Origin of the sequence: Pseudomonas sp. FR229a, assembly GCF_030209115.1 — a bacterium.
Taxonomy (GTDB): Bacteria; Pseudomonadota; Gammaproteobacteria; order Pseudomonadales; family Pseudomonadaceae; genus Aquipseudomonas; species Aquipseudomonas moraviensis_A.
On the sequence record NZ_JARVSP010000025.1, the window covers coordinates 193,126 to 213,748 of the forward strand.

17 protein-coding genes and 1 pseudogene are annotated in these 20,623 nt (G+C 61.3%); 8 read left to right on the plus strand and 10 right to left on the minus strand.

The window, feature by feature from the left end; genetic code table 11:
* The first annotated feature begins 4 nt into the window (after positions 1-4).
* Positions 5-397 (plus strand): 4-carboxymuconolactone decarboxylase, encoded by a 393-nt coding sequence (gene pcaC, locus QRN33_RS20965; protein ID WP_285409838.1) that lies wholly within the window; start codon positions 5-7, stop codon positions 395-397.
* Positions 398-555: 158 nt separating this feature from the next.
* Here the strand turns inward: pcaC and QRN33_RS20970 are convergent, their stop codons facing one another.
* The 4 genes from QRN33_RS20970 to emhA all read right to left on the minus strand — a co-directional run bounded on the left by QRN33_RS20970 (position 556) and on the right by emhA (position 8,014).
* The gene (locus tag QRN33_RS20970) at positions 556-1,815 is read right to left on the minus strand and encodes an OprD family porin (protein WP_285409840.1); all 1,260 of its coding nucleotides are present in this window, start codon (positions 1,813-1,815) and stop codon (positions 556-558) included.
* 416 nt (positions 1,816-2,231) lie between these two features.
* Positions 2,232-3,692: an efflux RND transporter outer membrane subunit EmhC gene (gene emhC / locus QRN33_RS20975; protein ID WP_042608184.1), complete on the minus strand. Its 1,461-nt coding sequence runs from the start codon at positions 3,690-3,692 to the stop codon at positions 2,232-2,234.
* Positions 3,689-6,853 carry an efflux RND transporter permease subunit EmhB gene (emhB, locus tag QRN33_RS20980; protein WP_039762672.1) on the minus strand — a complete coding sequence of 1,055 codons (3,165 nt, stop codon included), beginning with the start codon at positions 6,851-6,853 and terminating at the stop codon, positions 3,689-3,691. The genes emhC and emhB overlap by 4 nt, the downstream gene beginning before the upstream one ends.
* 3 nt (positions 6,854-6,856) lie before the next feature.
* A complete protein-coding gene (emhA, locus tag QRN33_RS20985) occupies positions 6,857-8,014 on the minus strand; it encodes an efflux RND transporter periplasmic adaptor subunit EmhA (RefSeq protein WP_016771331.1) in 1,158 nt (385 codons plus the stop codon).
* Between the two features lie 266 nt (positions 8,015-8,280).
* On the opposite strand from emhA, the gene emhR reads away from it, so the two are divergent.
* Positions 8,281-8,913 carry an efflux system transcriptional repressor EmhR gene (gene emhR, locus QRN33_RS20990; RefSeq protein ID WP_016771330.1) on the plus strand — a complete coding sequence of 211 codons (633 nt, stop codon included), beginning with the start codon at positions 8,281-8,283 and terminating at the stop codon, positions 8,911-8,913.
* A 384-nt stretch (positions 8,914-9,297) separates the two neighbouring features.
* On the opposite strand, the gene QRN33_RS20995 is transcribed toward emhR, so the two are convergent.
* Genes QRN33_RS20995 through QRN33_RS21005 form a run of 3 tightly spaced genes read right to left on the minus strand, consistent with a single transcriptional unit; the run spans position 9,298 to position 11,882 of the window.
* Positions 9,298-10,347 carry an alkene reductase gene (locus QRN33_RS20995; protein ID WP_285409842.1) on the minus strand — a complete coding sequence of 350 codons (1,050 nt, stop codon included), beginning with the start codon at positions 10,345-10,347 and terminating at the stop codon, positions 9,298-9,300.
* Between the two features lie 31 nt (positions 10,348-10,378).
* Positions 10,379-11,545, minus strand: a complete 1,167-nt coding sequence (locus QRN33_RS21000; protein ID WP_064364180.1) for an MFS transporter — start codon at positions 11,543-11,545, stop codon at positions 10,379-10,381.
* A gap of 34 nt (positions 11,546-11,579) precedes the next feature.
* Positions 11,580-11,882: an ArsR/SmtB family transcription factor gene (locus QRN33_RS21005; RefSeq protein ID WP_007917068.1), complete on the minus strand. Its 303-nt coding sequence runs from the start codon at positions 11,880-11,882 to the stop codon at positions 11,580-11,582.
* 168 nt (positions 11,883-12,050) lie between these two features.
* Between QRN33_RS21005 and QRN33_RS21010 the strand changes: the two genes are divergently transcribed.
* Entirely contained in the window at positions 12,051-12,635 is a 585-nt protein-coding gene (locus QRN33_RS21010; RefSeq protein ID WP_042608181.1) for an acyl carrier protein phosphodiesterase, read from the plus strand.
* A gap of 102 nt (positions 12,636-12,737) precedes the next feature.
* On the opposite strand, the gene QRN33_RS21015 is transcribed toward QRN33_RS21010, so the two are convergent.
* Together QRN33_RS21015 and olsB are read right to left on the minus strand one after the other, a co-directional pair.
* Positions 12,738-13,529 carry a lysophospholipid acyltransferase family protein gene (locus QRN33_RS21015; RefSeq protein ID WP_285409847.1) on the minus strand — a complete coding sequence of 264 codons (792 nt, stop codon included), beginning with the start codon at positions 13,527-13,529 and terminating at the stop codon, positions 12,738-12,740.
* Positions 13,529-14,284, minus strand: coding sequence for an L-ornithine N(alpha)-acyltransferase (gene olsB, locus QRN33_RS21020; RefSeq protein ID WP_042608179.1), 756 nt, complete (start codon positions 14,282-14,284; stop codon positions 13,529-13,531). Before olsB ends, QRN33_RS21015 begins: the two co-directional genes overlap by 1 nt.
* 152 nt (positions 14,285-14,436) lie before the next feature.
* Between olsB and QRN33_RS21025 the strand changes: the two are divergent.
* From QRN33_RS21025 to QRN33_RS21045, 5 genes and pseudogenes are all read left to right on the plus strand, one after another.
* Positions 14,437-14,569 (plus strand): annotated as a pseudogene (locus QRN33_RS21025) (acyl-CoA dehydrogenase); the annotation flags it as partial.
* 205 nt (positions 14,570-14,774) lie between these two features.
* The gene (locus QRN33_RS21030) at positions 14,775-15,854 is read left to right on the plus strand and encodes a serine hydrolase domain-containing protein (RefSeq protein ID WP_285409850.1); all 1,080 of its coding nucleotides are present in this window, start codon (positions 14,775-14,777) and stop codon (positions 15,852-15,854) included.
* On the plus strand, positions 15,851-16,147 hold the full coding sequence (locus tag QRN33_RS21035) for an amidase (protein WP_065615221.1): 297 nt from the start codon (positions 15,851-15,853) through the stop codon (positions 16,145-16,147). Before QRN33_RS21030 ends, QRN33_RS21035 begins: the two co-directional genes overlap by 4 nt.
* Before the next feature lie 204 nt (positions 16,148-16,351).
* Complete coding sequence (locus QRN33_RS21040) at positions 16,352-16,942, plus strand: YceI family protein (protein ID WP_285409853.1); 591 nt, start codon at positions 16,352-16,354, stop codon at positions 16,940-16,942.
* Between the two features lies 1 nt (position 16,943).
* Positions 16,944-18,101 (plus strand): phospholipase D-like domain-containing protein, encoded by a 1,158-nt coding sequence (locus QRN33_RS21045; protein ID WP_065615220.1) that lies wholly within the window; start codon positions 16,944-16,946, stop codon positions 18,099-18,101.
* Positions 18,102-18,199: 98 nt separating this feature from the next.
* Here QRN33_RS21045 and bglX read toward each other — a convergent pair whose 3' ends face one another.
* The gene (gene bglX / locus QRN33_RS21050; RefSeq protein ID WP_252875727.1) at positions 18,200-20,491 is read right to left on the minus strand and encodes a beta-glucosidase BglX; all 2,292 of its coding nucleotides are present in this window, start codon (positions 20,489-20,491) and stop codon (positions 18,200-18,202) included.
* Between the last annotated feature and the right edge of the window lie 132 nt (positions 20,492-20,623).

A 20,623-nucleotide genomic window follows, 5' to 3' on the forward strand; every position in this document is an offset into this window, starting at 1 on the left:
TTTTGTGGACGAGAAACAACGTTACGACGATGGCATGCAAGTGCGCCGCGCGGTGCTGGGTGATGCCCACGTCGATCGCAGCCTGACCACGTTGACCGAGTTCAACTCGGAATTCCAGGAGATGATCACCCGCCACGCCTGGGGCGACATCTGGACCCGCCCGGGCCTGCCCCGGCACACCCGCAGCCTGATCACCATCGCCATGCTGATCGGCATGAACCGCGAAGGCGAACTGAAAATGCACCTGCGCGCAGCGGCCAATAATGGCGTCAGCCGTGGCGAGATCAAGGAAGTGATCATGCAGAGCGCGATTTACTGCGGGATTCCGGCGGCGAATGCGACGTTTCATCTGGCGGAATCGGTTTGGGATGAATTGGGTGTTGAATCCCGGGATTGATGTTGCCTGAGCCATCGCCTACGCGAGCAGGCTCGCTCCCACAGTTGGAAATGCGTACCCGTGTAGGAGCTGCCGAAGGCTGCGATCTTTTGATCTTGTTTTTAAAAAATCAAAATCAAAAGATCGCAGCCTTCGGCAGCTCCTACAAGGGCCGGTAGTTAAAGCAGGCTGATCGGGTAGCTGACGATCATGCGGTTCTCATCAAACTCGTTATTGCTGAAATCCCGGCGCATGGTCGAGTTGCGCCATCTGACGTTCAAGTCTTTCAACGTGCCGCTCTGCACCGTGTAACCCAGTTCCGATTCGCGACCCCATTCCTTGCCGTCGGTAATCGTCCCGGTGTGCACGTTGTCGCCACTGATGTAGCGGTTCATCAGGGTCAGGCCGGGGATGCCCATGGCGGCGAAGTTGTAGTCGTGGCGCAGTTGCCAGGAGCGTTCCTGAGCGTTGTCATAACTGGCGTTGTAGCTGTCGTTGGCCAGGGTGCCGCCACTGGTGCCGTTGACCCGCATCCACGCGCTGTCGCCGGTCAGTTTCTGCAGGCCGACGTAGAACGTGTTGCCGCCGTATTTGGCCGAAAACATCCCGTACCAGGTCTTGTTGTCGAGATCGCCGGCGCGGGCGCTGCCATCTTCCTTGCCATAGAAAAAGCCGAGGTTGGCGCCCAGCGTCCAGTCGCCGAGCGGCTGGCTGTGCAGCACGTTGAGGTACTGCTGGCTGTAGATGTCCTTGAGCTGCGCGTTCCATAAGCCGATCTGCGTGCGCTTGTCGTTGAACAGGTATTCGCCGCCCTGGAAGTTGAAACGGTCAGAGGTGAACGCGGCTTTGCCGGTCATCGACATGTCGCTCATGCTGCTGTCGTCGCGCGGGCTGTTGGCGCGGAACTGGCCGCCATAGAGGGTCAGGCCAGCGATTTCCTTCGAAGTGATCTGGCCGCCACGAAAAGTCTGCGGCAACGAACGACCGTCGTCCGAACGCAGGATCGGCAGCACTGGCATCCATTCGCCGACCTTGACCTCAGTCTGCGAGAGTCTGGCCTTGAACGCGACGTTGGTGCGACCGAAGTTGTCCGCTGGGCGACCGTCATGGTCCAGTGGCAACAACTGCGTACCGCCCGTGCCTTTACCGCCATCAAGCTTGACCGAATACAGCCCGAGCACGTCCATGCCGAAACCGACGGTGCCTTGGGTGAAGCCGGATTTCGCGTCGAGGATGAAACTCTGCGTCCACTCCTCAGCCTTGCCCTGGGCCTTGGTCGGATTGGTGAAATTTCGGTTGATGTAAAAGTTGCGCAGGTTGAGGTTGACCTTGGCGCCTTCGACGAAGCCACCTTCTTCGGCGCTGGCTGGCAGGGCCAGACCGGCGATGGCCAGGGCGATCACACCGGGCAATGCATAAGGCACAGGGAAAACTGTCATGGACTTGGGTCTCTCTTGTTTTTTTAGGGCGAACGGCTGCGCTGTCGCGGCGGGTGCGGCGCAGGCAAAGTGATGCGTGTCTGAGGTGGAGCGTGGCGGTCAGCCGGGCGGGGCAGGGCGCTGGAGCATGGTGTCGAACCTTATTGTTATTGGTTTTCTGGGTCGAATGGTGAAGGGCGCGGATGATTGGATTCAATTGGGAAAAGCGGGTTTTGGGCGGTTATCGAACGCAAGATTCCTCCGGATTAGGTGGTGAGTGTGAGGTCCTCTTCGCGAGCAGGCTCGCTCCCACAATTGGCATGCGTTTCCCTGTGGGAGCGAGCCTGCTCGCGAAGAGGCCAGTTCGGCCGTCAAACCTTTCCGACAGGCAACAAAAAGCCCACCAATAAGGTGGGCTTGACGTATTCAGCCGATGATCAGAACAGCTTCATCTTCGGCGCTTCTTCTTTCAGCGGTTCGTTCTGCGCGGTCTGCGCATTCCAGCCACCGCCCAAGGCCTTGTACAGGTTGACCGCACTGGTCAGCTGCGCGAGGCGGTCGGTGATCAGTGCCTGTTGCGCGCTGAACAACTGACGCTGGGCATCGAGGAAGGTCAGGTTGCTGTCGACGCCGATGCGGTAGCGACGTTCGGCCAGGCGGTAGTAATCCTGGTTGGCCTGAACGAAGTCACGCTGCGCTTGCAACTGCTCGGTGTAGGTCTGGCGGGCAGCGAGGCCGTCGGCGACTTCCTGGAAGGCTGTCTGAATCGACTTCTCGTAATTCGCCACGCCAATGTCCTTCTGGATCTTGGCGTAGTCGAGGCTGGCGCGCAGGCTGCCGGCGTTGAAGATCGGCAGGTTGATCTGCGGCTGGAACAGCCACGTCCCCGAGCCGCCCTTGAACAGGCCGGACAGATCCGGGCTCAGGCTACCCGCGTTGGCGGTCAGGCTGATGCTCGGGAAAAACGCTGCACGGGCCGCGCCGATGTTGGCGTTGGCCGCCTTCAGGTTGTACTCGGCCTGCAGAATGTCCGGACGACGTTGCAGCAGATCCGAAGGCAGACCGGCCGGCACGTCGCTGAGCAGGTCGTCGGCCAGCGGTTTGGCCGCTTGCAGATTGGCCGGAATACCGGTGCCGAGCAGCAGGGTCAGGCTGTTTTCGTCCTGCGCTACCTGGCGGGTGTAACGCGCCAATTGTGCCCGGGCGTTTTCCACGGAAGTGCGCGACTGCGCCAGATCCAGCGCCGAAGCCACACCGACTTCGTTGCTGCGGCTGGTCAGCTTGTAGCTTTCTTCGAAGGCACCGAGGGTGTCCTGAGTCAGCTTGAGCAGTTCCTTGTCCGCCTGCCAGGTCAGGTAAGCATTGGCGACGTTGGCCACCAGACTGATCTGTGTGCTGCGACGTGCTTCTTCAGTGGCGAAGTATTGTTGCAGCGCTTGCTCGCTCAGGCTGCGCACTCGACCGAACAGGTCGAGTTCGTAGGCGCTGACCCCGACCGTGGCCGAGTAGGAGCTGCTGATAGTCGACTCGCCGGTCTGCGAGGCACGGGCCGGCAGACGCTGGCGGCTGCCGGCGGCAGTGGCCGACACCGCCGGGAACAGGTCGGCGCGCTGGATGCGGTACTGCGCCGCGTAAGCGTCGATGTTCAGCGCCGCGACCCGCAGGTCGCGGTTGTTTTCCAGGGCGACCTGGATCAGCTGTTGCAGGGCAGGGTCATGGAAAAACTGCTTCCAGCCCTGTTCGGCCGCGGCTTGCGCCGGAGCCTGGGCCGGCGAATACGCCGGCCCCTGCGGGTACTGGCCTGCGACCGGAGCCTCAGGCTGCTGATAGTCAGGTATCAGCGAGCAACCGCTCAGCACGAAGGCGGCGACTGCGATGGAGAGTAGCGACTTGCTCATTGGCCAGCCTCTTTAGGAGTTTCAGTAGTCTCATCCGCGTCGGTCTTTTTGCGCTGACCGATCGACGACACAGTAACGAAGAACAGTGGGACCCAGAAGATCGCCAGGATCGTGGCCGTGAGCATACCGCCAATCACGCCGGTACCGATCGCATGTTGACTGCCTGAACCGGCGCCGGTGGAAATCGCCAGCGGTACCACGCCGAGGACGAAGGCCAGCGAGGTCATGATGATCGGGCGCAGACGCATGCGGCAGGCTTCGATTGCCGCTTCACGCAGGGTGCGTCCCTGTTCATGCAGTTCCTTGGCGAATTCGACGATCAGAATGGCGTTTTTAGCCGCCAGACCGATGGTCGTCAACAGGCCTACCTGGAAGTACACGTCGTTGGACAGACCGCGCAGACTGGTCGCCATCAGTGCACCGATGATCCCCAGCGGTACCACGAGCATGACCGCGATCGGAATCGACCAGCTTTCATACAGCGCCGCCAGACACAGGAACACCATCAGCAGCGACAGGGCGTACAGCGCTGGCGCTTGCGAGCCGGACAGACGTTCCTCGTAGGACAGACCGGTCCAGGAGATACCGACACCGGACGGCAGCTTCTTGGCAATCGCTTCGACTTCGGCCATCGCTTCACCGGTGGAGTAGCCCGGAGCCGGAGCCCCGAGGACCTCGACCGCTTCCACACCGTTGTAGCGCGCCAGTTTCGGCGAACCGTAGACCCACTCGCCCTTGGCGAATGCCGAGAACGGAACCATGGTGCCTTCGGCGTTGCGCACGTACCACTTCTTCAGGTCTTCCGGGCTCATGCGCGAGTCCGGTTGGCCCTGCACGTAGACTTTCTTCACCCGACCACGGTCGATGAAGTCGTTGACGTAGCTACTGCCCAGCGCGATCGACAGGGTGTTGTTGATGTCGCTGATGGTGATGCCGAGGGCACTGGCCTTCTCGTCATCGATTTCCAGCTGGAACTGCGGCTCATCGTTCAGGCCGTTCGGACGCACCTGGGTCAGCACCTTGCTTTGCGCCGCCATGCCGAGGAACTGGTTACGCGCTTCCATCAGTTTTTCGTGACCGATACCGGCACGGTCCTGCAGGAACACGTCGAAACCGGTGGCGTTACCCAACTCCAGAACCGCTGGCGGGGCGAAGGCAAACACCATCGCGTCGCGGAAGCTGAAGAAGTGTTGCTGGGCACGCGCAGCGAGATTGAACACGCTGTTGTCGGCGTTACGTTCGCCCCACGGCTTGAGCATGATGAACGCCATACCCGAGCTCTGCCCACGGCCAGCGAAGTTGAAGCCGGTCACGGTGAACACCGAAGCCACCGCGTCCGCCTCACCGCCGTCCTTGTTGGGACGCAGCAGGTACTCACGCATTTCGTCCACGACCACTTGTGTGCGCTGGGCACTGGAACCGGCCGGGGTCTGCACCTGAGCGAACAGAACGCCCTGGTCTTCTTCCGGCAGGAACGCGGTCGGGATGCGGGTGAACAGCCAGATCATGCCCACGACGATCAGCAGGTACGCCAGCAGGTACGGAGCCTTGCGGGTCAGCATGTTGCCGACGCCGCGCTCGTAGCTGCGTACGCCACGGTCGAAGTTGCGGTTGAACCAGCCGAAGAAACCTTTCTTCGGGGTACCGTGCTCGCCTTTCGGAATCGGCTTGAGCATGGTCGCGCACAGCGCCGGGGTGAAGATCAGGGCAACCAGTACCGACAGGGCCATGGCCGACACGATGGTGATCGAGAACTGCTTGTAGATCACACCGGTGGAGCCGCTGAAGAATGCCATCGGCAGCAGTACCGCCGAGAGCACGAGGGCGATACCGACCAGCGCGCCCTGGATCTGGCCCATGGACTTCTTCGTCGCTTCCTTCGGTGACAGGCCTTCTTCGCTCATCACCCGCTCGACGTTTTCCACCACGACGATGGCGTCGTCCACCAGCAGACCGATGGCCAGCACCATGCCGAACATGGTCAGGGTGTTGATGCTGAAGCCGGCGGCGGCGAGGATGCCGAACGTACCGAGCAGTACCACTGGCACGGTCATCGTGGTGATGACGGTGGCGCGGAAGTTCTGCAGGAACAGGAACATCACCAGGAACACCAGCGCGATCGCTTCGACCAGCGTGTGCACCACGCCTTTGATCGACTCGGTCACCACCGGGGTGGTGTCGTACGGGAACACCACTTCCATGCCTTGCGGGAAGAACGGCTTGAGGCTGTCGATGGTGTTGCGCAGTGCTTTGGCGGTGTCGAGGGCGTTGGCGCCGTTGGCCAGTTTCACCGCGAGACCGGACGCCGGGCTGCCGTTGAACTGGGCGCTGATCGCGTAGTTCTCACCGCCAAGACCGACTTCAGCGACGTCTTTGAGGCGAACCTGCGAGCCGTCCTTGTTGACCTTGAGGAGGATTTCCTTGAACTGCTCGGCGGTCTGCAGACGGGTCTTGCCGATGATCGTCGCGTTCAGTTGCTGGCCCTGCACGGCAGGCAAGCCACCGAGCTGACCGGACGAAACCTGAACGTTCTGCGCGGCAATGGCGTTTTTCACGTCGACCGGGGTCAGGTTGAAGTTGTTCAACTTGGCCGGGTCGAGCCAGATACGCATCGCGTACTGCGCACCGAAGACCTGGAAGTCACCGACACCGGCAGTTCGCGAGATCGGGTCCTGCATGTTCGACACGATGTAGTTGGACAAGTCGTCCTTGGTCATGCTGCCGTCACGCGACACCACGCCGATCACCAGCAGGAAGTTCTTCACTGCCTTGGTCACGCGGATACCCTGTTGCTGCACTTCCTGCGGCAGCAGCGGGGTGGCCAGGTTCAGCTTGTTCTGGACCTGAACCTGCGCGGTGTCGGAGTTGGTGCCTTGCTCGAAGGTCGCGGTGATGGTCATGCTGCCGTCGGAGTTACTTTCCGACGACACATAACGCAGGTTGTCGATACCGTTGAGCTGTTGCTCGATGACCTGGACCACGGTGTCCTGCACGGTTTGTGCGGACGCACCTGGGTAGGTCACCTGGATCGCAATGGCCGGTGGCGCAATGCTCGGGTATTGGTTGATCGGCAATTTCAGGATCGAAAGTGCCCCGACCAGCATGATCACCAGGGCGATCACCCAGGCGAAAATCGGACGGTCGATGAAGAATTTTGACATGGGTTACTCCCCTTTGCCGCCGGCGGCTTTGTCAGCTGCCTGTGCGGGGGCCGGGTTCTTGGTGCCGACGTTAGTCGCCTCGGTCGCTTTGACCTCGACGCCCGGTTTGACGTACTGCAGGCCTTCGGTGATCAGACGATCGCCGGCTTTCAGGCCGTCTTCGATCAGCCACTGGCTGCCGACGGTGCGGCTGGCCTTGAGCTGACGCAGCTCGACCTTGTTGTCAGCGCCGACCACCAGTGCCGTCGGGGTGCCTTTGAGGTCGCGGGTCACGCCTTGCTGCGGCGCGAGAATCGCTGCGCTGTTGACGCCGGCCTGCAGCTGGGCGTGAACGAACATGCCTGGCAGCAGGGTGTGATCCGGGTTCGGGAACACCGCGCGCAGGGTCACCGAGCCAGTGGTCTGGTCAACCGAGACTTCGGAGAATTCCAGCTTGCCGTCGAGCTTGTACTGGCTGCCGTCTTCCAGGGTCAGCTTGACTGCCGCGGCGTTGTCGCCGGCCTTCTGCAGACGGCCGCTTTCCAGTTCGCGACGCAGCTCCAGCAGTTCCACCGACGACTGGGTGACGTCGACGTAGATCGGATCGAGCTGCTGAATTACCGCCATCGCATCGGCCTGACCATTGCTGACCAGTGCGCCTTCGGTCACCGAGGAACGGCCGATACGGCCGGAGATCGGCGCATAGACCTTGGTGTAACGCACGTTGATCTGCGCGCTCTGAAGGGACGCTTCCGATTGCAAGCGGTTGGCCAGCGCAGTGTCGTATTCCTGACGGCTGACGGCCTGCTCATCGACCAGTTGCTTGTAGCGGTCGGAGATCGACTTGGTCGAACGCAGCTCGGCTTCGGCGCTTTTCAGCGTCGCTTCATAGACCGACGGATCGATCTGATACAGCTGCTGGCCGGCCTTGACGTCGGCGCCTTCCTTGAACAGACGCTTGAGAATGATGCCGTTGACCTGCGGCCGGACTTCGGCGATGCGGAACGCACTGGTGCGGCCCGGCAGCTCGGAGGTGAGGGTAAAGGCTTGTGGTTGCAGAGTGACGACGCCGACCTGAGGGGGCGGAGCGGCAGGCGCCGCTTCTTCCTTTTTACATCCGCTGAGCAGCGATGCCAGGGCGACGGCAGTGACCAGAGCGGTAACAGCTGGCTTGAATTGCATGAAGATCCTCGGGTCAGGCGCGCAAGAAGCGCACAAGAAGTGTGAAAGAGTAAAAATCGGGCACCGGGTGGATAAGTAGCTTGCTAAGTAATATACTTACGTTCATGGTTGTTTGTAAACACCTGCGCCGCGTATCCACCCTGTTACAAAAGTCGTCGCAAGGTTTGAAATTGTAGGCCGGGGAGTCGATTCACGAGAGATCGCCCCCTCTTTATTCAGCGGATATTCAGCCATCCCTGAAACATCCTGTTTGAGGTTTTACTGCCATGGTCCGTCGTACCAAAGAGGAAGCTCAGGAAACCCGCAGCCAGATTCTGGAAGCGGCCGAGAAAGCCTTCTATGAAAGGGGGGTTGCCCGCACCACCCTGGCGGACATCGCGACCCTCGCCGGCGTGACGCGTGGCGCCATCTACTGGCATTTCAGCAACAAGGCCGATCTGGTCCAGGCCATGCTCGACAGCCTGCACGAACCGCTGGATGAACTGGCCAAGGCCAGTGAAAGCGAAGACGAGCCAGACCCGCTCGGTTGCATGCGGCAATTGCTGATTCATTTGTTTCATCAAGTTGCACTGGACCCGAAAACCCGGCGCATCAACGAAATTCTGTTTCATAAGTGCGAGTTCACCGATGAAATGTGCGATCTGCGCCAGCAGCGCCGGACGGCCAGTCTCGATTGCAACCTGCGCATCGGCCTGACCCTGCGTAATGCGGTGAATCGCGGCCAGTTGCCGGAAGATCTCGACACTGCCCGCGCGGCCATCAGCATTCATGCCTACATCGACGGCCTGCTGTACGGCTGGCTGCTGGCCCCGGACAGCTTCGAATTGCACGCCGAGGCTGAACGCTGGGTCGACACCGGGCTGGACATGCTGCGCCTGAGCCCGAGCCTGCGCAAATGAAACAAAATGCGCAATTGCCCGGGGAGATGTCAATCAGCCGCCATGGCTGATGATCGCGGCGGGGAGTTTAAACGCAGCGAGCCGTGCATTTTGTAGGGAAATTGTGTAGCTCTTGTGAAACCGTGTTTCGCCGCTTTCCCCTCACCCTGGCCCTCTCCCAGAGGGAGAGGGGACCGACCGGGCTGCTCTTACAAGATACGCCGACCTGGAATATCTCCGCCGAACTCAGGTTCTGAAAGCTCTGCAAATCGGCTCCCTCTCCCTCGGGAGAGGGCTGGGGTGAGGGGCTACGCGTCGTGCCACGCAACAAATCTGAAGCCGAACAACAAAAAGCCCCTGACTCTCACAAGTCAGGGGCTTCTTCTTTTCTGCGCTACCGCTTGGTTACAGCGTCGGATAGTCGATGTAACCCACCGGACCCTTGCCATAGAAAGTTTCCGGATGCGGCTCGTTCAACGGCGCATCAGCCTGCAAACGGGCCGGCAGATCCGGGTTGGCAATGAACGGCACGCCGAACGCCACCGCGTCTGCCTTACCGCTGGCCAGCCACTCGTTGGCGCTGTCCTTGGTGAATTTTTCGTTGGCGATGTACGGGCCACCGAAAGCGTCTTTCAGTTGCGGGCCGAGGCTGTCGGCGCCTTCTTTTTCCCGTGAGCAGATGAACGCGATGCCGCGCTTGCCCAGTTCACGAGCGACATAGGTGAAGGTCTCCGCGAGGTTGTCATCGCCCATGTCGTGGGAGTCGGCACGCGGTGCCAGGTGCACACCAACGCGGCCGGCGCCCCAGACGTCGATCGCGGCATCGGTTACTTCCAGCAAGAGGCGCGCACGGTTTTCCAGCGAGCCACCGTACTGATCGGTGCGCTGGTTGGTGCTGCTTTGCAGGAACTGGTCGAGCAGGTAACCGTTGGCGCCATGGATTTCCACGCCGTCGAAACCGGCGGCCTTGGCGTTCTCGGCACCGGTGCGGTAGGCGTCGACGATGTCGGCGATTTCAGCGGTTTCCAGGGCGCGCGGGGTTGGGTAGTCGGCCAGTGGGCGCACCAGGCTGACGTGGCCCTTTGGCTGGATGGCGCTTGGTGCCACCGGCGCTTCACCGTTCAAGTACGAAGGGTGAGAGATGCGGCCAACGTGCCACAGTTGCAGGAAGATTTTGCCGCCGGCGCCGTGAATCGCCTTGGTCACATTGGCCCAGCCACGCACTTGATCGTTGGACCAGATGCCCGGGGTGTCCGGGTAGCCGACGCCCATCGGCGTTACCGAAGTGGCTTCGCTGAGGATCAGGCCGGCCGAGGCGCGTTGCACGTAGTATTCGGCCATCAGCGCGTTTGGCACACGACCTTCATCGGCGCGGCAGCGGGTCAGCGGGGCCATGATGATGCGGTTGTTCAGCTCGATGTCGCCAAGTTTGATCGGGTCGAAAATAGTCGCCATGTCTAAAAGCCTCTCTTGATAAGGAAGTTGATCAGTGGGAAGCAGCGGCCAGCTCGGCATTGCCGTTCTGGCGGAAAGTAATCAGGGTCACCAGCAGGGCCAGTACGGCGAGTGCGGCGGCGGCCAGTGGCACGCTGGTCAGGCCGTAGCCGTGGGCGATGACGCTGCCGCCGACCCAGGCGCCGAGGGCGTTGCCGACGTTGAAGGCGCCGATGTTCAGGGTCGAGACCAGATTTGGCGCAGCCTTGCCGAAGGTCACCACGTTGACTTGCAGCGCCGGCACAGCGGCGAAACAGGCGGTGGCCCAGAGGAACAAGGTGATCTCGGTCGGGATCAGCGCAACGCTGGTCCAGCTCAGCACCGTGGAAACCACGGCCATGCTGATGAACACGCCGATCAGCGTGGCGGCCATGCCTTTGTCGGCGAGTTTGCCGCCGATGATGTTGCCGACGGTCAGGCCCAGACCGATGAGCATCAGCGTCCAGGTCACGCCACGCGGCGACACGCCGGTAACTTCGCCGAGCAGTGGGGCGACATAGGTGAACAGGGTGAACACCGAGGCGGCGAACAGTGCGGTCATGCTCAGCGACAGCCAGATGCCGGCGCCCTTGAGCGCGGCGAGTTCAGCGCGCATGTCGAGTTTCTCTTCATCACGCTTGGCCGGCAGGAAGCGGATCAGGCCGATCAGCGCGATCACCCCGATGACGGTCACCGCCCAGAAGGTCGAACGCCAGCCGGCTTCCTGACCCAATGCGGTGCCCAGCGGCACGCCCAACACGTTGGCCAGGGTCAGACCGGTGAACATCAACGCCACCGCCGAGGCACGTTTGTTCGGCGCGACCAGACCGGCGGCCACCACTGAACCGATGCCGAAGAACGCACCGTGACACAGCGCCGTGACCACCCGGGCAAACATCAGCACGTTGTAGTCGCTGGCGATGGCGCAGAGCAGGTTGCCGACAATAAAGATGCCCATCAACGCCACCAGCGCGGCCTTGCGCGGCAGCTTCGCGGTGGCCAGCGCCATGAACGGTGCACCGATTGCCACGCCCAGGGCGTAACCGGTGACCAGCCAGCCGGCACCGGGAATCGATACGCCGAGGTCCGCCGCCACGTCGGGCAGCAGGCCCATGATGACGAACTCGGTGGTGCCGATGGCGAAGGCGCTCAGGGCGAGGATGAGGAGCGAAAGGGGCATGCAGGTTTCCTTGTCGGCTGGCTGACGTTAAGGGTCAGAGCTCTTTACTGAGGGTGCTGAGAAACGCCTGGATGACGTCCTCGTTACGTTTGAAAAAATGCCACTGCCCGGCCTTCTGGCTGCTGATCAGCCCGGCCCGTTGCAGGGTCGCCAGGTGTGCCGACACAGTCGATTGCGACAGGCCGCAACGCTGATCGATCTGCCCGGCGCAAATCCCGTATTCGTGGTTGTGCAACTGCTCGGGGAATTCGTTTTTCGGGTCTTTCAGCCAGTTGAGGATGTCTCGCCGGACTGGGTGCGCCAGGGCTTTTATTATTTCGTCGAGGTCGAGGTTCATGGCGTGGGCTCGTGGGGGCAGTGGCGATATATCGCGATGGAGCGAACTTTAAATCGTTGGATCGCGATATACCAATATGAAAACGGTCTGAGCATCTTGTAAATCGCTATATCGGGTTATAACGATACAAGGGTGCTGAATGTTGGAACCCAGTGCTAAGCTGCGCCCATGAACTATCTCGCGCATTTGCATCTCGGCGGCCAGCGCCCCGGTCAGTTACTCGGCAGCCTGTATGGCGACTTCGTCAAAGGTCGCCTGCAGGGCCAGTTCGACCCGGAGGTTGAAGCGGCGATTGCGCTGCATCGGCGGATCGACGTGTTCACTGATCGCCATCCGCTGGTGGACATTGCCTTGGGGCGGTTTACCGAAACGCGGCGGCGCTACGCCGGGATCGTCCTCGATGTGTTTTTCGATCACTGCCTGGCGCGGGACTGGCGTTTGTATGCCGATCAACCGCTGGAACAGTTCACCGCAGACGTCTATCGGGTGCTGTCCCGCGAACGGCAATTGCCGGAACGGCTGGCGAAGATCGCGCCGCACATGGTTGCCAATGACTGGCTGGGTTCGTATCGCGAATTTGCCGTGCTGGAGCAGGTCCTGCGCGGGATCTCGCGGCGCCTGACGAGGCCTGAAGAGTTGGCGGGAGCGATGCAGGAGTTGCGACGATTGTATGAGCCGCTCAGCGAAGACTTCAGCCTGTTCTACCCGCAGCTGCAGGATTTTGCCCGGCACGCCAAACCACCGAAAATCTAATGTAGGAGTGAGCCTGCTCGCGATAGCGGTCTGTCAGTTCATGCAAATGTGACTGACAGACCGCTATCGCGAGCAGGCTCACTCCTACAGGGGATTTGTGTTTCAGGCAGCGATTGCCGGGCGCATGGGCGATTGTCGGCTTTCCGGGATCGATCCAAACAACACCTTCTGCACCGCCTGCTGCGCTTCGAACGCCAGCGCCGCGCGCTCGCGGCCCTGACAGGCAATCGGCTTGAGCAGATGCACTTCGACATCGCCGCAGTCATGGCTGAACAGGCGCATCAGATGCGAGAGCAGATCATCGTCACCAATGAACGGCGCCAGCGCATCGATCTCACCATCACGCAGGTAACGGATCGCCACCGGTTGCAGCATCACCTGCGAATCGATCGCCGCCGACAGCAGGCGACCATGGAACGTGCGCAGCGAACGGCCGTCGGTGGTAGTGCCTTCAGGGAACATCAGCAGTGAATGTTCGGTTTGCAAATGACGGGTCATCTGTTTGCGGATCAACTGGCTGTCGCCCGAACCACGGCGGATGAACAGGCTGCCGGCCTTGGCCGCGAGCCAACCGGCCACCGGCCAGGTGCGCACTTCCGCCTTGGACAGAAACGACAGCGGCGTGAGCATGCCCAGCAGCGGAATATCGGTCCACGACACGTGATTGCTGACCCACAGCATCGGCTGTTTCGGCAGCTCACCGTGCACGCTCACGCGAAAGGGCAGGGCGTTGCTCAGCCGCGCCATGAAGAAGCGCGACCAGCGCTGGCGACGCTCCATCGAATGGGCCAGACCGATGCGTTCGAACATGCCGAAGACGCTGGCCATGGTCAATCCCAGCGTCACCACCAGCAGCACTCGCGCGATTCGCGCGTACACCCGCAACCGGCTCATCACACCGCCGCCTTGAAGTGCCTGGCGTAGCGCGGGCAGAGTTCGTCGCGCTTGAGCAGAATGAACACGTCGGCGACCTGGAAGTCTTCGTCCCAGCACGGCTCGCCGCAGATCTTCGCACCGAGGCGCATGTAAGCCTTGAGCAGCGGCGGCATTTCGGCGATGACGTTGGAGGGGATATCCAGCGTCGGCAGCGGATTTTTCGGCTCGGCGCGCAGGTGTTCGGTGCACAGATAACGTTCGCGCAAACGCTGCATGATTGCGTGGGCCTGAATGCCGCCGTCCTGCATCGGAATGCTCGCGCAACCCATCAGGTAGCTGTAGCCGCCCTGATTGAGCACTTCGGCCAATTCGCCCCAGAGCACGGCGATGGTGCCACCGTTGCGATAGGCCGGGTCGACACAGGTGCGGCCGATTTCCAGGATCGGGCCTTGCAGATGCGCGAGCCCATGCAGGCTGAATTCTTCTTCGCTGTAGAACTTGCCGAGGCTGCTGGCAGCGGTGTGATCGAGCAAACGCGTGGTCGCGACCAGACGCCCGGTGTTCAGGTCACGCACGCCGATGTGGCTGCAGTGAACATCATAATCATCCATGTCCAGACCCAGTTCCGCGCCTTTCAATTTGGCGTTGAACTCGCCACTGAAGACGGCGAAGCGCAGGGCCTGGGCTTGCTGCAAGGCTTCGGCGCCGACCAGGCGTTCGGCTTGCAGGCGGCGTTCATTGCCGGTGTCGCTGATGCGGGCGATTTGCGTCATGTGAATCTCCGTACGGGCCTTTAACCCGTCGTGGGTTGCAGCCGATCGACTTTTTTATGCAGCCGTGTTGTGCAAAGTCAGGCTATGTAGCCCCGGTGTCATCGCCATGAACGTTCGGTGATGCTTATATGACAGCCCACAAGGAGGCGCCCGTGCCCTGGACAGAACTGCTGCACCGCCGTGAACGCCTGCCCGCCGCTGCTGATCTGGCCGAAGGTTTTGCAACGTTGTCGCAGGCGCTGGGCAACGTCACGCCGTTCGAATTGGCGGTGGCGGGCGGGGGCGAGGGCGAAGCGCTTGGCCAAGGCTCTTGCATCGGCCTGACTGGCCTCATCGCGAGCAGACTCACTCCTACAGTTGATCGCGTTTGTTCAGTTGGAATGCGATCAAACTGTAGGAGTGAGCCTGCTCGCGATAGCAATATATGAAACGCCACCAACCTGTCATGAACCCCGCCTAATCTCAGCAGACCAACCCCAGAGCCTCAACCATGTTCAAAGGCCTGTCCCTGTTCCTGCTGCTGATCAGCCTCACCGCTCACGCCGAACAATGGCCGAATGAGCAATGGCCAATCGGCTCGCCGATCGCGGGCCCCGCCGTCGAGGCACTGGAAAGTTACGCCTTCCCGCCCCGCAACGACGCCACCCGTAAGGGCATCCGCACCGACGCCTTGTTGATCATCCGCGACGGCCAGATCGTCTACGAACGCTACGCCGGCCCGACCACCGCTCAGAGCCCGCATTTGACCTGGTCGATCAGCAAAAGCCTGCTGGCTACGGTGCTCGGTGTGGCCTACGGCGAAGGCCGGTTCAAGCTCGACGATCCGGCGCTGAAGTTCTACCCGGCGCTGGAAAAACACCCGGCGATCAGCCTCGGCCATCTGCTCAACTGGGCGTCCGGTCTGGACTGGCAGGAAGACTACGAATACGCCCCGCTGAAATCTTCGGTGGTAGCGATGCTCTACACCCGGGGCCATCGCGACATGGCGGCATTCACTGCGAACCACGACGCTTATGCCGCACCGGGTCAGGCTTTCCGTTATTCCAGCGGCGACAGCAATCTGCTCGCCGCCGCGCTGAAAGCTATCGTGGGGCCGCAGCGTTATGCCGACTATCCGTGGACAGCACTGTTCGAACCCCTGGGCATCCGCCATGCCGTGTGGGAAAGCGATGCCCGCGGCACCTTTGTCGCCTCGTCCTATGCTTATCTCACTGCACGGGATCTGGCGCGGGTCGGCCTGCTGATGGCGCGCGGCGGGCGCTGGAACGATCGGCAGTTGCTGCCCGAGGATTGGCTCGCGTTCAACCTCACACCGTTTGCCGGCTACAAGGCGCATCAGGACGAAGCCGTGCCGGGCGGCCATTGGTGGCTCAATCGTCCTGTCGATGGCGCAGCATCACCGTGGCCCGACGCCCCGCCCGACACCTTCGCCGCCCTCGGCCACTGGGGCCAGGCGCTGTACGTGATGCCCAGCCGGAAGCTGGTGATCGTGCGTTACGGCGATGACCGCGATGGCAGCTACCGGCACAACGAACTGCTCAAACGCGTGTTGCAGGCGGTGCGGCGATGAAGCGTTTTTTGCTGGTGCTGCTGTTGTTACTGCTCGGCTGGGGCTGGTATGAACGCGAGAATCTCTGGGCGTTTGCGGACATCATCAGCGCCTACACCGCCAAGGAATATTGCTCGTGCCGGTATGTGATGAACAACGATGCCGGGTATTGCCGCGGCTATGTGAAGCAGTGGCTGCCAACCAGCGGTTTTACCGATGACCCGTCGAGCAAAACCATTACCGTCAGCGGCATGGGCCGCAGCAACAGTGCGCAATGGCTGAGCGAACGCCAGGGCTGCCGCCTGAATCCCTGACCACAGCCGATCCCCTTGTAGGAGTGAGCCTGCTCGCGAAAGCGGTCTGACATTTAAAAAAGATGTCGACTGATATTCCGTCATCGCGAGCAGGCTCACTCCTACAGGATTTCACCAGCCAATCAATCAGTGGTGATCTCCAGTTTGCAATAACCGTGGAGGCGGTTAAGGTTCGTGTAGGTTTATCGCCCCCATGAGTGTTCAATGTTCAACCGCTCCCTCTATACAACCTTCGCCAGTCTGCTGTTGACCGCCGCTGCACTGCCGGCCCAGGCCAATTGGTATCTGGACGGCGAATCGTCGCGGCTGTCGTTCGTCAGCACCAAAAATGCCAGCGTGTCGGAAGTGCAGCGCTTTCTGGTGCTGCACGGCAAGGTCGATCCCAACGGTCGCGCCGAAGTCGAAGTCGAGCTCGAATCGATCAACAGTGGCATTCCCTTGCGTGATGAACGCATGCGCAAAGAGCTGTTCCAGATCGAGCAATTCCCCGTAGCGACCATCACCACGCAGATCGACCTGCGCCCGATCAACGATCTGGCCCCCGGCGCGCAGCTGGAATTACGCCTGCCGCTGACCGTCAGCCTGCACGGCAAGCAGCACGAATACCCGGCCGAGTTGCTCGCCACGCGTCTCGATGATCGACGCTTTCAGGTGGTGACCCTGGAGCCGCTGGTAATCAACGCCGAGGATTTCGATCTGGCGCCGGGCCTGGAAAACCTGCGCAAACTCGCCGACCTGTCGGCCATCAGTCTGTCGGTGCCGGTGGGTGCGGTGCTGATCTTCACGGCGCGCTGACATGCGCGGTGCGGTGTTCCCCTGGCGTGACGGCAACCGTTTCGAACTGTTGATCGACGGCCCGCAATTCTTTCCGCGCATGCTCGAGCACATTGCCCTCGCCAAGGAGCAGATCGAACTGGAGCTGTATCTGGTCGAGGCCGGCGCCTGCGCCGAAGCCATCGTCCAGGCTCTGGTCGCGGCGGCCGAGCGCGGTGTGCGTGTCCGGTGCCTGTTCGATGATTACGGCAGTCTCGCGTTTACCCTGACACTGCGTCAGCGCCTGACCGAGGCGGGCGTCGAGCTGCGTTTCTACAATCGCCTGAGCTGGCGGCGCTGGGTCGGCAACTTCTACCGCGATCACCGTAAATTGCTGCTGGTCGATCAATGCCTCGCGGTGGTCGGCGGCACGGGCGTGACCGATGAATTCTGGACGCCGGGCCATGATGTCAGCGAGTGGCACGAAGTCATGGTCGAGATCAGTGGCCCGTTGGTGCTCGATTGGCAATTGCTCTTCGATCGGCAGTGGATTGCCAACCGTTACCGCCGCGCCTGGCGACCGGCCGCGCATTTCGGTTTGCCGCGTCTGCCCCGCGTACCAGACAAGGGCGAGGGCATGGGCCGTGTGGCTTACGCCGATGCCCGTCAGCACCGCGACATTCTGCAATCACTGTTCCGCGCCTTGAACAGCGGCCAGCAACGCATCTGGATGGCCACGCCGTACTTTCTGCCAACCTGGCAAATCCGCCGCTCCCTGCGCAAAGCCGCGGCACGCGGTGTCGATGTGCGTCTGTTGCTGACCGGGCCGCGGACTGATCACCCTTCGGTGCGCTACGCCGGGCATCGCTACTACCCGCGCCTGCTCAAGGCCGGGGTGCAGATCTTCGAATACCAGCCGTGCTTCCTGCACCTGAAAATGGTTCTGGTGGACGATTGGGTGAGCATCGGCTCGTGCAACTTCGATCACTGGAATCTGCGTTTCAATCTGGAGGCGAATCTGGAGGCACTGGATCCGGCGCTGACGGCGGCGGTGGAGGCGAGCTTTGTGAAGGACTTCGGCTTGAGTCAGTTGGTGAGCCTGGAGCAATGGCAGCGCCGGCCGTTGTGGCGGCGGGTGAAGCAGCGGGTGTGGGGCTGGGTGGATCGGTTGGTGGTGAATATTCTCGACCGCCGCGGTTGAAGCAAGATCAAAAGATCGCAGCCTTCGGCAGCTCCTACAATGGCAGGATGTACACCCTGTAGGAGCTGCCGAAGGCTGCGATCTTTTGCTTTCATGGGTTACAGCAGTTCAAAGCTCTGCTGCGTCACCGCCTGCGAATCCAGGCCGATCTGTACGTTGAACTTGCCAGGCTCGGCTGCGTATTTGAGCTGGGCGTTGTAGAACTTCAGGTCGTCCTCGGTGATGGTGAAGTGCACGACTTTCTGTTCGCCGGCCTTGAGCATGATCTTCTGGAAGTTCTTCAGTTCTTTCACCGGGCGGATCATCGAGCCGGTGACGTCCTGGATGTACAACTGCACCACGGTTTCGCCATCACGCTTGCCGGTGTTCTTGACCATGACGCTGGCGTCGAGCTTGCCCGTGGCATTCAGCGTGGTCGATGACAGCGCCATGTCGCTCAGGGCAAACGTGGTGTAGCTCAGGCCGTAACCAAACGGAAACAGCGGGCCGGTGGTGTCATCGAAATATTGCGAAGTGTAGTTGCCCGGTTTGCCCGGCGTGAATGGCCGGCCAATGCTCAAGTGGTTGTAGTAGGTCGGGATCTGGCCCACGGAGCGCGGGAAAGTGACCGGCAGTTTGCCCGACGGGTTGTAGTCGCCGAACAGCACGTCGGCGATGGCGTTGCCGCCCTCGGTGCCGCTGAACCAGGTTTCCAGAATCGCGTCGGCCGACTGGTTCTCTTCGAGAATCGTCAGTGGACGGCCGTTCATCAACACCAGCACCAGCGGTTTGCCAGTGGCTTTCAGCGCGCGGATCAATTCGCGCTGGGTTTCCGGGATGTTCAGGTCAGTGCGGCTCGAGGATTCGTGGGACATGCCACGGGACTCACCGACAGCCGCGACGATCACGTCAGCATCCTTCGCCGCTTTCAGCGCTTCGTCGATCAGCACATTGGCCGGGCGCGGGTCATCGACCACTTCCGGGGCGTCGAAGTTGAGGAAGTTGAGGTAATCGAGGACCTTCTTGTCGCCTGTGATGTTGGCGCCACGGGCGTAGATCAGGTTGGCCTTGTCGCCAATCACCGCACTCATGCCATCGAACAAGGTGACCGATTGCGCCGGACGCCCGGCGGCGGCCCAACTGCCCATCATGTCGATCGGCGCCTTGGCCAGCGGGCCGACCAGGGCGATTTTCGCGTCTTTCTTCAGCGGCAGGGTTTCGTTCTGATTCTTCAGCAGCACCAGACTGCGACGCGCCACCTCACGGGCCTCGGCGCGGTGCAGGCGGTTTTCGGCGTAGGTGTCGGCCGGATCATCTGCAGCCTTGCCGATGCGCAGGTACGGATCCTTGAACAGGCCCATGTCGTACTTGGCCGCGAGCACTTCGCGCACGGCGTTGTCGATGTCTTTCTGTTCGATTTCGCCGGACTTGAGCAGCCCCGGCAGCTCTTTGCCGTAGAGGGTGTCGTTCATGCTCATGTCGATGCCGGCCTTGATCGCCAGCTTCGCCGCTTCACGACCGTCGCGGGCGACGCCGTGCTTGATCAGTTCGAAGATCGCGCCGTGGTCGCTGACCGCCAGGCCCTTGAAGCCCCAGTCCTTGCGCAGCAGGTCGTTCATCAGCCAGGTGTTCGCCGTGGCCGGAATGCCGTTGATCGAGTTCAACGCCACCATCACACCGCCAGCGCCGGCATCGATCGCCGCGCGGTAGGGCGGCAGGTAATCCTGGTACATCTTCACCGGGCTCATGTCGACGGTGTTGTAGTCGCGCCCGCCCTCGACCGCGCCGTACAGGGCGAAGTGCTTGACGCTGGCCATGATGCTGTCGGCGGCGCTCGGGGTTTCGCCCTGATAGGCCTTGACCATGACTTTGGCGATGCGCGAAGTCAGGTAGGTGTCTTCACCGAAACCTTCGGAACTGCGGCCCCAGCGCGGGTCGCGGGAGATATCGACCATCGGCGCAAAGGTGATGTCGAGACTGTCAGCGGCGGCTTCTTTCGCCGCAACCCGACCGGACTGGCCGATGGCGTCCATGTCCCAGCTCGACGCGAGGGCCAGCGGAATCGGGAAAATCGTACGGTGACCGTGGATCACGTCGTACGCGAAAAACATCGGGATCTTCAGGCGACTGCGCATGGCAGCGTCCTGCATCGGACGGTTTTCCGCGCGGGTGATCGAGTTGAAGGTGCCGCCGATGTTGCCGGCGGCGATCTCCTTGCGGATCAGCTCGCGGGGCATTTCCGGGCCGATGCTGATCAGGCGCAACTGGCCGATCTTCTCGTCGAGGGTCATTTGTTTCATCAGATTGCTGATGAAAGCGTCCTTGTTCTCCAGGGGTACCGGGGTCGTGGCGGCCAGTACCTGATGACTGGCCAGGCTGACGAACAGACCCAGCAAACACAGCTTCTTCATGAATTTTTTCTCAAGGGCCCAAACGGTGAGGCAACACCGGCCAGCCAAAATGTAGGGAGCGACTATTGTTGTTCGGGTACCGGCGCAAAACCCTGAGCCGGAAAACCGCAGCCGACCGCGGCAATGTGAACA

Coding starts and splice junctions, on each gene's coding strand:
- QRN33_RS21045 (WP_065615220.1), top strand. CDS start 16,944: ATGCGCGGTGCGGTGTTCCCCTGGCGTGACGGCAACCGTTTCGAACTG.
- QRN33_RS21000 (WP_064364180.1), bottom strand. CDS start 11,545: ATGCCCCTTTCGCTCCTCATCCTCGCCCTGAGCGCCTTCGCCATCGGC.
- QRN33_RS21040 (WP_285409853.1), top strand. CDS start 16,352: ATGTTCAACCGCTCCCTCTATACAACCTTCGCCAGTCTGCTGTTGACC.
- emhC (WP_042608184.1), bottom strand. CDS start 3,692: ATGAGCAAGTCGCTACTCTCCATCGCAGTCGCCGCCTTCGTGCTGAGC.
- QRN33_RS20970 (WP_285409840.1), bottom strand. CDS start 1,815: ATGACAGTTTTCCCTGTGCCTTATGCATTGCCCGGTGTGATCGCCCTG.
- QRN33_RS21015 (WP_285409847.1), bottom strand. CDS start 13,529: ATGAGCCGGTTGCGGGTGTACGCGCGAATCGCGCGAGTGCTGCTGGTG.
- QRN33_RS21030 (WP_285409850.1), top strand. CDS start 14,775: ATGTTCAAAGGCCTGTCCCTGTTCCTGCTGCTGATCAGCCTCACCGCT.
- emhR (WP_016771330.1), top strand. CDS start 8,281: ATGGTCCGTCGTACCAAAGAGGAAGCTCAGGAAACCCGCAGCCAGATT.
- emhB (WP_039762672.1), bottom strand. CDS start 6,853: ATGTCAAAATTCTTCATCGACCGTCCGATTTTCGCCTGGGTGATCGCC.
- QRN33_RS21010 (WP_042608181.1), top strand. CDS start 12,051: ATGAACTATCTCGCGCATTTGCATCTCGGCGGCCAGCGCCCCGGTCAG.
- olsB (WP_042608179.1), bottom strand. CDS start 14,284: ATGACGCAAATCGCCCGCATCAGCGACACCGGCAATGAACGCCGCCTG.
- QRN33_RS21035 (WP_065615221.1), top strand. CDS start 15,851: ATGAAGCGTTTTTTGCTGGTGCTGCTGTTGTTACTGCTCGGCTGGGGC.
- emhA (WP_016771331.1), bottom strand. CDS start 8,014: ATGCAATTCAAGCCAGCTGTTACCGCTCTGGTCACTGCCGTCGCCCTG.
- bglX (WP_252875727.1), bottom strand. CDS start 20,491: ATGAAGAAGCTGTGTTTGCTGGGTCTGTTCGTCAGCCTGGCCAGTCAT.
- QRN33_RS21005 (WP_007917068.1), bottom strand. CDS start 11,882: ATGAACCTCGACCTCGACGAAATAATAAAAGCCCTGGCGCACCCAGTC.
- QRN33_RS20995 (WP_285409842.1), bottom strand. CDS start 10,347: ATGGCGACTATTTTCGACCCGATCAAACTTGGCGACATCGAGCTGAAC.